General features: G+C 62.1%; 9 protein-coding genes. 5 read left to right on the top strand and 4 right to left on the bottom strand.

The annotated features are described in order from the left end of the window. The first annotated feature begins 37 nt into the window (after nt 1–37). The 5 genes from VCJ09_RS19095 (at nt 38) to VCJ09_RS19075 (ending at nt 4145) form a co-directional block, all read left to right on the top strand. A complete protein-coding gene (locus VCJ09_RS19095) occupies nt 38–502 on the top strand; it encodes an FxsA family protein (RefSeq protein WP_324731649.1) in 465 nt (154 codons plus the stop codon). A 311-nt stretch (nt 503–813) separates the two neighbouring features. Then, nucleotides 814–1107 carry a co-chaperone GroES gene (locus VCJ09_RS19090; protein ID WP_079203065.1) on the top strand — a complete coding sequence of 98 codons (294 nt, stop codon included), beginning with the start codon at nt 814–816 and terminating at the stop codon, nt 1105–1107. A 60-nt stretch (nt 1108–1167) separates the two neighbouring features. Then, nucleotides 1168–2811, top strand: a complete 1644-nt coding sequence (gene groL / locus VCJ09_RS19085; protein ID WP_324731648.1) for a chaperonin GroEL — start codon at nt 1168–1170, stop codon at nt 2809–2811. Nucleotides 2812–3228: 417 nt separating this feature from the next. Continuing rightward, nucleotides 3229–3918 (top strand): lipopolysaccharide kinase InaA family protein, encoded by a 690-nt coding sequence (locus VCJ09_RS19080; protein WP_324731647.1) that lies wholly within the window; start codon nt 3229–3231, stop codon nt 3916–3918. After that, nucleotides 3915–4145, top strand: a complete 231-nt coding sequence (locus VCJ09_RS19075; RefSeq protein WP_324731646.1) for a hypothetical protein — start codon at nt 3915–3917, stop codon at nt 4143–4145. Before VCJ09_RS19080 ends, VCJ09_RS19075 begins: the two co-directional genes overlap by 4 nt. 204 nt (nt 4146–4349) lie before the next feature. Here the strand turns inward: VCJ09_RS19075 and VCJ09_RS19070 are convergent, their stop codons facing one another. The 4 genes from VCJ09_RS19070 to VCJ09_RS19055 form a co-directional block, all read right to left on the bottom strand. Beyond that, nucleotides 4350–7409, bottom strand: coding sequence for a multidrug efflux RND transporter permease subunit (locus VCJ09_RS19070; RefSeq protein WP_324731645.1), 3060 nt, complete (start codon nt 7407–7409; stop codon nt 4350–4352). Between the two features lie 28 nt (nt 7410–7437). Beyond that, nucleotides 7438–8583: an efflux RND transporter periplasmic adaptor subunit gene (locus VCJ09_RS19065; protein ID WP_324731644.1), complete on the bottom strand. Its 1146-nt coding sequence runs from the start codon at nt 8581–8583 to the stop codon at nt 7438–7440. A gap of 308 nt (nt 8584–8891) precedes the next feature. Continuing rightward, the gene (locus VCJ09_RS19060; protein ID WP_324731643.1) at nt 8892–10520 is read right to left on the bottom strand and encodes a methyl-accepting chemotaxis protein; all 1629 of its coding nucleotides are present in this window, start codon (nt 10518–10520) and stop codon (nt 8892–8894) included. 177 nt (nt 10521–10697) lie between these two features. Next, complete coding sequence (locus tag VCJ09_RS19055) at nt 10698–11807, bottom strand: DUF1513 domain-containing protein (RefSeq protein WP_324731642.1); 1110 nt, start codon at nt 11805–11807, stop codon at nt 10698–10700. Between the last annotated feature and the right edge of the window lie 7 nt (nt 11808–11814).

The following is an 11814-nucleotide window of genomic DNA, read 5'->3' as shown; positions in this document are numbered from 1 at the left end:
TCTTACTGGAAGCCGTTCTTCCGCTAAGGAATCATTGATGCGTGTTTTTCTGTTTTTGTTCTTATTGTTCCCGTTCGTCGAACTGGCGCTGCTGATCCAGGTCGGCAGCGCCATTGGCGTGCTGCCGACTTTGTTGCTGGTCATCGGCACGGCGATCCTCGGCAGCATTCTGCTGCGCGTTGCCGGTGTGGCCGCCGCCTGGCGCGCGCGCGAGAAACTGGCGCGCGGCGAGCTGCCCGAGCAGGAAATGCTCGAAGGCCTGCTGATTGCGGTTGGCGGCGGCCTGTTGCTGTTGCCGGGTTTCATCAGCGACATCTTCGGTGTGGTGTGCCTGATCCCCTTCACCCGCCACTTGCTGGTCAATAAAATCCGCCTGCGGGCAGCCGAGCAGGCCATGCGCCAGCGGGCCTTTGCCGATGATCTGGCGGCGCGCTCCGGACAGGCCCGTCCGGGTGCGACCCGGCCGAATGTGCTGGAAGGTGAGTTCAAGCGCCACGACTGATGCCTGTGTGCAAGCCTCGGCGGCACGGCAAGGGTGGGCTGGCCAGTCCCCTTGCGTGGCGTTTTGTGTTCGCCGGGCTGGCGTCAATACGCCGATGCAGAGGTTCCTCGATAGCAAAAAAAATCAGCGCTGACCCTTGAAATCCCCTTGCACGCCCTTATGTAGCGGTCACCGCAAGGTTTTCTGCTGGTTTCGGCAGAACAGACTTCCGCGTTGTACTTAGGTGCAGCGCAACCGGCCCCGCCGGACTTTGCCAACCCGCTGGCGTGAACGCCAGCTGATGTAAACAACCTATTTGGGAGAGATCGACAATGAAGCTTCGTCCTTTGCATGACCGCGTCGTGATCCGTCGCAGCGAAGAAGAAACCAAAACCGCAGGCGGCATCGTGCTGCCGGGTTCCGCTGCCGAGAAGCCGAACCAGGGCGAAATCGTCGCCGTAGGCACCGGCCGCGTGCTGGACAACGGCGAAGTACGCCCGCTGGCCGTGAAGGTTGGTGACAAAGTGGTGTTTGGTCCTTACTCCGGCAGCAACGCCATCAAGGTTGACGGCGAAGAGCTGTTGGTCATGAGCGAGAGCGAAATCCTGGCCGTTGTCGAAGCCTGATTTCCATCTCCACCACAGCGTATTGCGCTCCACCAAAACGAATTTTGAGGAATATCCATCATGGCTGCTAAAGAAGTTAAGTTCGGCGACTCCGCCCGCAAGAAAATGCTCGCCGGTGTAAACGTCCTGGCTGATGCCGTTAAAGCGACCCTCGGGCCAAAAGGCCGTAACGTGATCATCGAGAAGAGCTTCGGCGCTCCGACCATCACCAAGGACGGCGTTTCCGTTGCCAAAGAAATCGAGCTGAAAGATCGCTTCGAAAACATGGGCGCCCAGCTGGTCAAAGACGTGGCTTCGCGTGCCAACGATGACGCTGGCGACGGCACCACCACTGCCACCGTCCTGGCTCAGTCGATCGTCAACGAAGGCCTGAAAGCCGTCGCTGCCGGCATGAACCCGATGGACCTGAAGCGCGGCATCGACAAGGCGACCATCGCCATCGTCAAAGAAATCAAGGCCCTGTCCAAGCCGTGCTCCGACACCAAGGCGATTGCCCAGGTCGGTACCATCTCCGCCAACTCCGACTCCTCCATCGGCGACATCATTGCCGAAGCCATGGGTAAAGTCGGTAAAGAAGGTGTGATCACCGTTGAAGAAGGCACGGGCCTGGAAAACGAACTGTCGGTTGTAGAAGGCATGCAGTTCGACCGTGGCTACCTGTCGCCGTACTTCATCAACAAGCCGGACACCATGGTCGCCGAGCTCGACACTCCGTTGATCCTGTTGGTCGACAAGAAGATCTCCAATATCCGCGAAATGCTGCCAGTACTGGAAGCCGTAGCTAAGGCTGGCCGTCCGCTGCTGATCGTCGCCGAAGACGTTGAAGGCGAAGCCCTGGCGACTCTGGTAGTGAACAACATGCGCGGTATCGTCAAGGTCGCTGCCGTCAAGGCACCGGGCTTCGGCGATCGTCGCAAGGCCATGCTGCAGGACATCGCCATCCTCACCGGCGGTACCGTAATTTCCGAAGAAGTTGGTCTGAGCCTGGAAAGCGCCACCCTGGAGCACCTGGGTAACGCCAAGCGGGTCATCCTCAACAAGGAAAACACCACCATCATCGACGGTGCTGGCGTGCAAACCGACATCCAGGCGCGCGTCGCCCAGATCCGCAAGCAGGTCGAAGACACTTCGTCCGACTACGACAAAGAGAAGCTGCAAGAGCGTCTGGCCAAACTGGCCGGCGGTGTTGCCGTAATCAAGGTCGGCGCTGGTTCCGAAGTCGAAATGAAAGAGAAGAAAGCCCGCGTTGAAGACGCCTTGCACGCCACCCGTGCAGCCGTTGAAGAAGGCGTTGTACCTGGCGGCGGTGTGGCCCTGGTACGTGCCCTGCAGGCTATCAGCGAACTGAAAGGCGAGAATGCCGATCAGGACGTCGGTATCGCTCTGCTGCGTCGCGCTGTCGAAGCGCCGCTGCGTCAGATCGTTGCCAACTCCGGTGACGAGCCGAGCGTTGTGGTCGACAAGGTCAAGCAAGGTACGGGTAACTACGGTTACAACGCCGCGACCGGCGAGTACGGCGACATGATCGAAATGGGCATCCTCGACCCGGCTAAAGTGACCCGTTCGGCGTTGCAGGCAGCCTCTTCGATTGCCAGCCTGATGATCACTACCGAAGCGATGATCGCTGAGATTGTCGACGACAAGCAATCCGGCGGCGGCATGCCGGACATGGGCGGCATGGGTGGTATGGGCGGCATGATGTAAGCCAGCCTGCTCCCCAGCAGTCCTTGAAAAACCCGCGCCTCGGCGCGGGTTTTTTTATTGGGCGCAGATAAAGCCAGGTCATGCTTGTCCTGGCTGAATTGGCGATGGTTTTACGGACCGATGATTTTCAGTGATGTACTGTGGGTAGGCACGGATAGCTGCATGAGCGTTAACGGGCAGCAGACTGATCCGGCGCTACATGGTTTTATGGTGTGGAAATTTCTGCAAGTTTCACTCTTGTGGCCACTTGCCAGGCACTGCCTCGCATGCGGCCATGCAGTCGGGACCGTCCAGGCTTGCTGCATGAATGCGTAGAGATGGTGATGGGTTACCCACGGGTTCTTTGTTACGGATGGTGACTGCCCGGACTCTTGCTCACGTTCGCGAAGGTAGCGGTTTGATTTACAGGCGGATGAAATGACAGCAGCGATGGGCTTCGAACAATGGTGGCAACGGCAGGGTGAATGGGTCGAAGAGCCGAATCATCGACGCGGTGGCCAGAGCGGCGTACAGCGTCTGCGCCAGGACGACGGTCAGATGCTCTATGCCAAGCGCCAGGTGGGGCATATCTATCGCAGTCTGCGTTACCCCTTCGGTCGGCCCACAGTGCTGCGTGAGCGCGATGCCTTGTTGGCCCTGCCGCTAATTGGGGTCAAGGTGCCGAGCCTGCTCTATTGCGACGTGCGGCGCGATGCTGCCGGGCTCTGGCGTGGTTTGCTGGTGTCGGAAGAGCTTAAAGGCTTTCAGGAGATCAATCATTGGTATGCCGGCGGTGGCCGTGAGCGTTTCGGCGTAGCGGTGAATGAGCAATTACTGAAACAAGTGGCCGGTATGCTGGCGCGGTTTCACCGGGCGGGCTGGCAGCATGGTTCTCTCTATCAAAAGCATCTGTTTGTGCGAGTCGAGCAGGTGGGCGAGCGTGTCGAAATTGAAACGGCCTTGTTGGACCTGGAAAAAAGCCGGCGGCGTATCACCAAGTGGCAGGCCGCCCGTCACGACATGCTGCAGCTTCAGCGCCATTCGTCGTGGAGTGCTGGTGATTGGGAGCGATTGGTCTACCTTTACCAGCAAGCGTTTGGCAGCGCTATCAAGGGGTTGCGATTATGAAGTTAGAAGTTGCTAGAGGAGTTTTTCTGATTGCCGCGCTGGGTGTGGCCTCATTGGCCGCAGCCGCCTGGCATGAGCCGGGTCCGGTCATGCTGGGCAACGCCAGTAGCTCGGAGCACTGCCCGCTGCCACGCAAAGCCAGCGCAGCGATGCAACAACTTGCTCCAGATAAGGATTTGCTGCTGTTCATGTTCAGCCTGTCGCAGAGCCTGGCCGGCCATAAATGAGCTAACGGCCTGTCTGACAAACCTGCTGCGCTGCCAATGCCGTGCACTTGCCTCAAGTGCACGGCATTGGCTTTTCTGATGACTTGCCCTGGCTCAGCCCTTCAAACGCTTTGTCGTCATTCCCGGGGCGGCCCACTAGCCTGCTGACCAAAGCCAAGGTTATCTCCCCGGGTCACGCACTCAAGTGCCCTGGGCGCTGCCTGGTCAAGACTCAATTACGGCTGTCGGCGTCGGCGCGGGCTCGGCGTCCGGCTTGGCCAGCAGGCTGTAGACGCAGGGCAGCACGAACAGGGTGAACAGGGTACCCACCGACATGCCGGTGGCGATTACCAGGCCGATATCGAAACGGCTCACCGCGCCGGCGCCGCTGGCGAGGATCAACGGCACCATGCCGAAGACCATGGCGGCGGTGGTCATCAGCACCGGGCGCAGGCGGATCGATGCGGCTTCCTCGACCGCGGCGCGGCGCGACAAGCCTTTCTCGCGGCGCAGCTGATTGGCGAACTCGACGATCAGGATGCCGTGTTTGGTGATCAGGCCAATCAGCGTGACCAGCCCGACCTGGGTGTAGATGTTCATGCTGGACAGGCCGAGGAACAGCGGGATCAAGGCGCCACAGATCGACAGCGGCACGGTCACCAGAATCACCAGCGGATCGCGGAAGCTCTCGAACTGCGCGGCCAGGACCAGGAAGATCAGCGCCAGCGCCAGGCCGAAGGTCTGGTACAACGCGCTGCCTTCCTGCACGAACTGGCGCGAGGCACCGGCATAGTCGAAGGCGTAGCCTTGCGGCGCCTCCTCCTCGGCGATCTGCCGCAGGCTGTCGATGGCTTCGCCCATGCTGACAATCGGCACGCCCTGGATGATCGCCGAGTTGAGCTGCTGGAACTGGTTCAGCTGAGTCGGCCGGGCGCGGTCGCTGACCGTGATCAGGGTCGACAGGGGCAGCATCGCGCCGCTCTTGCTCTTCACGTAATAACTGCCGAGCCAGCCCGGATTGTCGCGGTAGGCACGTTCGACCTGGGCGATCACCTTGTAGCTGCGACCGTCGATGGTGAAACGGTTGATCTCGCCCTCGCCGAGCAGGCTGGCCAGGGTCAAGCCGAGGTCCTGCATCGACACGTCCATCTGCGCGGCTTTCTGGCGGTCGATCTCGACCACCACTTCCGGCTTGTCGAAGGCCAGGTCGACGTCGAGGAAGGCGAACTTGCCCGACTCCAGCGCGCGCTGCTTGATCTTCTCGGTCACCTGCAGCAGCGACTCGTAGTCGTTGGGCGTGTTGATCACGAACTGGAAGGGCAGGCCCTGGCCGGTGCCGGGCAGGGAGGGCAGGTTGAAGCCGAAAATCTGCAGGCCGGGTATCTGCGCCAGGCGCCCCTGTACTTCGGGGAGCAACTCCATCTGGGTGCGTTCGCGATCGCTCCAGGGGGTCAGCAAGAAACCGCCAATGCCCGATTGCACACCATTGAAGCCGTTGATCTGGAACGACGAGTAGTACTCGGGAAACTCCTTGAAGATCGCCACGAACTCATCGGTGTACTTGTTCAGGTACTCGATGTTGGTCGGTTGTGGGGCGTTGGCGATCATGAAGATGATGCCCTGGTCTTCCTCCGGGGCCAGTTCGCTCTTGGTGAAGTTGAGCAGCACGGGGATCAGCGCCATGACGATGAGGGCGAACACCACCACCACCGGCCGCGCCTCCAGGGTGCCGTGCAGGGCACGTTGGTAGCGGCGCTTGAGCTTGTCGAATATCAGGTCGAGGCGGTGCGCCAGCCCGGAGGGGTTCTCGTCGTGGCGCAGCAGCTTGGCGCACATCATCGGCGACAGGGTCAGGGCGACGATGCCGGAGATGATCACGGCGCCGGCCAGGGTCAGGGCGAACTCCTTGAACAATGCACCGGTGAGGCCTTCGAGGAAGCCGATCGGCGCATAGACCGCGGCCAGGGTGATGGTCATCGACACCACCGGCACGGCGATCTCGCGTGCACCTTCGATGGCCGCATCGAACGGCGTCTTGCCCTCTTCGATATGCCGGTGGATGTTTTCCACCACGACGATGGCGTCGTCCACCACCAGACCGATGGCCAGCACCATGGCCAGCAACGTCAACAAGTTGATTGAGTACCCCATCAGCTGCATGAAGAACAGCACGCCGATCATCGACAGCGGGATGGTGATCACCGGGATCAGTACCGAACGTAGCGCCCCGAGGAACAGGAACACCACCACGATAACGATCAGCACCGCCTCGAACAGGGTTTTCACCACCTCGTCGATCGAGGCCTGGATAAACAGCGTAGCGTCGTAGGCGATGGAGACCTTGAGGTTGGGCGGCAGCTGGGCTTCCAGCTCAGGCATGAGCTTGCGCACTTCCCTGATCACGTCCAGCGGATTGGCGCCCGGCGTGCCCTTGACGCCGATATACACCGAAGGAATGCCATCGAACGAACTGACCGAGTCGTAGTTCTCCGCGCCCATCTCCACCCGTGCCACGTCGCGCAGCAGCACCCGGCTGTCACCGACGGTCTTCAGTGGAATGGCGGCGAAGGCGTCGACGGACTTCAGGTCGGTTTCGGCGTTGATGCTGGTGACTACATACTCGCCTTTCACTTCGCCGGCAGCGGCGAGGAAGTTGTAATCGCGCACGGCGTCGTTGACGTCGCTGGCGGTGACGCCATAGGCCGCCAGTTTCACCGGGTCGAGCCACAGGCGCATGGCGAACACCTGATTGCCGAGGATTTCCGCCTCGGCCATGCCGGGCAGGGTGGCCAGCTTGGGCTGGATGACCCGGGACAGGTAGTCGGTGATCTGTGGGTTGGACAACTGCTCGCTGTAGAAACTGATGTACATCAGCGCCGAGGCGTCGGCGGCCTCCTTGGACAGCACCGGGTCTTGGGCATCCTGCGGCAGCTGGTTCTTCACCTCGTTGGCCTTGGCCAGCAGTTCGGTGAACAAACGGTCGCTGTCGGCACCGATGCGCGCGTAGATGGAGACGATCGACACGTTCTGCCGACTGACCGAAGTCATGTAGTCGATGCCGTCGGCGCTGGCCAGGCTCTGTTGCAGCGGCTGGGTGATGTAGCCCTGGATGGTTTCGGCGTTGGCCCCGGGGTAGGCGGTGGTCACCGTGATCAGGGCGTTTTCCAGCTGCGGGTACTGACGGATGGTCAGTTTGCTGAACGCCTGCAGGCCGAGCAGGATGATCAGCAGGCTGACCACGGTTGCCAGCACCGGCCGACGGATGAAGGGATCGGTAAAAGCCATAGGTAAGTTCCTTTACGCCAGCGTCGGCTTACTGTTCAGCGCTGGGCTGGCTGGGCGCATTGGCCGGGGGGGCGGCGAGCGAGACCTGGGCACCGTTATCCAGCTTGAGCTGCCCGGCGGTGACGACCCGCTCACCGGCTTGCAAACCCTTGATAATCACCACATGTCCCGTGCGGCGCTCACCGGTTTCGACGAAGCGACGTTCCACGACGAGTTGGGTTTGCCCTTGCGGATCTTTGCCCTCCTGGCCATCCGGGTCTTTTTGCTCTTCGATCACGTAAACCGAGTTGCCGTAGAGGGTGTAGGTGATGGCGGTTTCCGGCACCACGACGCGCTGGCGCTCACCCGGCAGAAGCACCTCCAGGTTGGCGAACATGCCCGGTAGCAGCTTGTCGTCGGGGTTATCCAGCTGGGCGCGTACCTGGACGTTGCGCGTGGTGTCTTCGACCTTGGGATTGATCGCCGCGATCGTGCCCTCGAATACCTCGCCCGGGTAGGCCGTGACGCTGAAGCGCACACGCTCGCCGACGGCCAGTTGCGGCACGACCTGCTCGGGCAGGAAGAAGTCGAGGTAGAGCCTGGACAGGTCCTGCAGGGTGGCGATGGTGGCGCCGGGCGCCAGGTAGTCGCCGAGGTCCACCTGGCGGATGCCGATGGTGCCGGCGAAGGGGGCGAGGATGCGTTTCTTCGCCAGGGTGGCTTGTAACTGGGCGACGCTGGCGTTGGCTTTTTGCAGCTCGGCGGAGAGCGTGTCGAATGCGCTCTTGGAAATATTCTGCCGGCTGACCAGGCTGCGTCCGCGCTCGAACTCGACACGGGCCAGGCCTCTTTCGGCTTTTGCGGTCGCCAGGATGGCCCGCTCGACATCGCTGTCCATCTGCAGCAGTGGCTGGTCGCGTGCGACCTTTTCGCCGGAGTTGAACAGCACTTTGCGGACGATGCCGCCGACTTCCACGGTCAGGTCGATGCCCTGGAAGGCTTTGAGTGTGCCGATGGCCGGCAAGCGGCTCTGCCACGGACGTTCCACGGCCTGTTCTGCGGCCACGCTGATAGCCGGTTGCGGCTGCGAGAACTGTTGGACCTGCTGGTAAATGGACCAGCCTTTGTAGGCGGCGAGGGCGAGCACCACGAGGGCTACGACGCCCAGCATGATAAGCATGCGGCGGAGCAACATATTCCGGTTCCTTGGCAAGACAAGTGGAGGCCTGGGAATAGGCAAGGAAAGCACCTTAGTACCCCGGCCGAAGCAAGTCAAAGCGTCGCTTTGCGAGAAGTTGCCACGCACTATTTTGCTGCTGAAATGCATGCTCAGCCAGTGGACTTGGGCTTGCGTGCCGGCGCTTTGCCGCAGGTTCGAGGCGATTGCTCAGGCGGGGCTGTACCCTGCGCGCAGAGCGCTGCGCAAGAGTCGCGAGCGACTAAGGAGGGGGGCGCTGGATACGCTGGGAAACTGCCCCCGTCAGCGGGGGCAGTGGCTGGGCGTTACGCGCTCAGGCGGCGGGTGACTTCGCTGAGTTGCCCGGACAGCTCGTTGAGGTTCTGGCTGGCGGCTTCGGTGCGCTGGACATTTTCCTGGTTGGTGGTAGCGATTGAGGTGATTTCGGTGAGGTTGCGCGAAATGTCTTCGGCTACCGAGGTCTGCTCTTCGGCGGCCGTGGCGATCTGCCGATTCATGTCGCGGATCGCTTCCACCGCCTGGGTGATGCGCTGCAGCATGACGCCGGCTTCGGTCACCTGTTCGACGCCTTCGTCACTGCGGCTCTGGCCACTCTCGATGGCGCGCACGGCATTCACCGCGCCGGTCTGCACCGTGTCGATGATCTGGTGAATCTCGGCGGTGGACTCGGCGGTGCGCTGGGCCAGGGTGCGCACTTCATCGGCGACCACGGCGAAGCCACGGCCGGCCTCGCCTGCGCGAGCGGCCTCGATGGCGGCGTTGAGGGCCAGCAGGTTGGTCTGGTCGGCAATTCCGCGGATCACTTCGAGTACCTTGCCGATACGGCCGCTGTCAGTTTCCAGGCGACGGAGCACTTCGGCAGTGTTGGCGATCTCGCCGCGCATCGCGGTGATAGAGCTGATGGTCGACTGCATGACTTGTCCGCCCTGCTGTGCGGAACGGTCGGCGTCGTCCGCCGCGCTCGCGGCTTCGGCGGCGTGACGTGCGACTTCCTGGGCGGTGGCGGACATTTCGTGCATGGCGGTGGCGACCTGGTCGGTGCGCGAGAATTGGTCGCGGGTGCCTTGAGCCATCAGGGTGGCGATGGTGTTCAGGTCGCCGCTGGCGTTGTCCAGGTCGGCGGTGCTGCGCTGCAGGCGGGCGAAGGTGTCGGCAAGAAAATCGCGCAAGGTGTTGGCGGCCACGGCCAGGTGGCCGAGCTCGTCGTGACGGCGGCTATCGACCTGCTGGCCGAAGTTGCCGTGGCTGAGCTGGGTAATGTGCTCGATCAGCTCGCGAATCGGGTTGATCAGGCTGCGGTTGACCAGCCACAGGCTGAACAAACCGACCGCCAGGCTGGACAGCAGCATGACCGCAAAACCAATTTGCAGGGTGCGATCGGCCGCGGCACTGATCGTCGCCGACTGGACCAGGCCTTGTTCGCCGAGTTGTTGTACCAATGTGCTCATCTGCTCGCTGGCCGCCCGGTCGATACCTTTGACCGCTGCATCGCCCACGGTCGGGTCGGCCCCCGCCGCGACAAAGGCGTTATAGCCCTGGTGGTACGCACGACCCATGCTCTGGTGTTCGTTGCGCAGCTGCTCGACCTGGCGATTCAGACCGGCAATCTGTTGGCGGTCGGCGACCTCAAGCAGTTGCCCCAGCACAGCCTGAACCGTGCTTTCCTGCGCCTGGAAGCGTTCCCAGTATTTATCCCGGTCGGCCGGGTTCTTGCCACGCAGCAGGACGTTCTTCCACTCCTGAACCTGGGTTTTGAACTCGACGTTGGCACTGTCCACCAGCCGGGAGGCGTGCAGAGGTCCGTTGATCAGGCCGCGGTAAGCGTCGATGCCATTGGAGAGGAAGCTGAAGCTGGCCAGTGCGACCAACAGAACCAGCAACAGGCTGCTACCCAGGAGGGTAAGAATCTGCGCGCGTAGTGAATTTTTTAACATGCTCTATGCCTCGTCGTAGCGAAGGAAGTCAGAGTCCGGGCCGCCAGGTTATCGAGGCGTTGTGACTTCCATGTGAGGCAAAGCGGCGCGGGGGGTACTGTTAGCCGGGGTTGTCGGCGCTGCGCCGCTATTCTTGAGCGCTAATCGGGCCTGAGTTTAGAGGGGGCGCTACCGCTGCTAGGCCAAACGTAGATGGTTATCCCAAAGGCCCGCCGGCAGTTGCAGCGGCTGAGTCAAAATGCGCTCGCCGCGACAATCGTAGCGGCGACAGCGGCCAATCCCCGCGCTGACCACGAACCCCTCGGCCACCGCGCCGACGCCGGCGCAATCGGCTAGTGCTGCATCCAGGCGCAGTTCGGCACTGTCCAGGTCCCAGATGAATACCCGGTTGCCGCGCGGCGCAGTCAGTGCCAGCAAGCGCAGTTCGCTGTTGATCGCCACGCTGGCGGTGTACTGGTTCATCGCCAGACGCTGCGCCTCGGCCAGGGGGAAGGGCTGGAAGGCTTGGCCGGGGCGTTTGATCGCCAGCAGTGGCGCCGCATCGCCGGCTTCGCCCATGTATTGCTGGCCGCTGACCACCGTGCCGTCGCTGGCAACCGCCAGGTGACGCACGCTGTTCATGCGTTCGGGAAGCTGCTCCTTGCTGAGCAGAGTGCCGTCGCGCTGGAGCAAGACCAGGCTGGACTCCATGGTGTCGAGGTTCATTTCCACTCGGCTGTCGGCTTCGGTGCGGATACCGCCATTAGCGATCACCAGGGTTTCACCATCGGCCAGCCAGAGCAGTTGGTGCGGACCCAGGCCGTAGCTCGACAGCTCATCGCTGCGCTGCAGCCGCTGGCCGTCCAGACGATAGACGCCAAGCACCCCGCGGCCGGGATCGCTGGTGTCGTTCTCGGTGGTGTACAGCCACTCACCGTCTTTGTGGAATACCGCATGGCCGAAGAAGTGCCGTTGTGCCGGAGTGTGCAGGGTTTGCAGCAGGCGGCCGTCGCGGGTATCGATCAGGTAGCTCTGGGTGCTGGGCCTGCGACCGACGAACAGCGCCAGCGGCCGACTGGGGTGTGGCACCACATCGTGACAGCGTTCGCTGACCTGGGTGGCGAATACCTGGCTGCCGTCCAGGCGATAGCCCACTGCATAGTGTTTGCCGGCGGCATCGTTACGCGCCGACAGCAGCAGTGGCTGAGCGCCGTTGTCGCTCAGGGTCCAGCCAGCATAGGCACCGGCGGCCGCTGCGGTGGCGGCCAGGGTCGCGCCAGTCAGGCCGAGAAAGGCTCTGCGTTTCATCAGGGGC

Source organism: Pseudomonas paeninsulae (assembly GCF_035621475.1).
GTDB lineage: Bacteria > Pseudomonadota > Gammaproteobacteria > Pseudomonadales > Pseudomonadaceae > Aquipseudomonas > Aquipseudomonas paeninsulae.
Note: the sequence above shows the minus strand (reverse complement) of the source record. Positions and strands in the feature narration are given on the sequence as shown.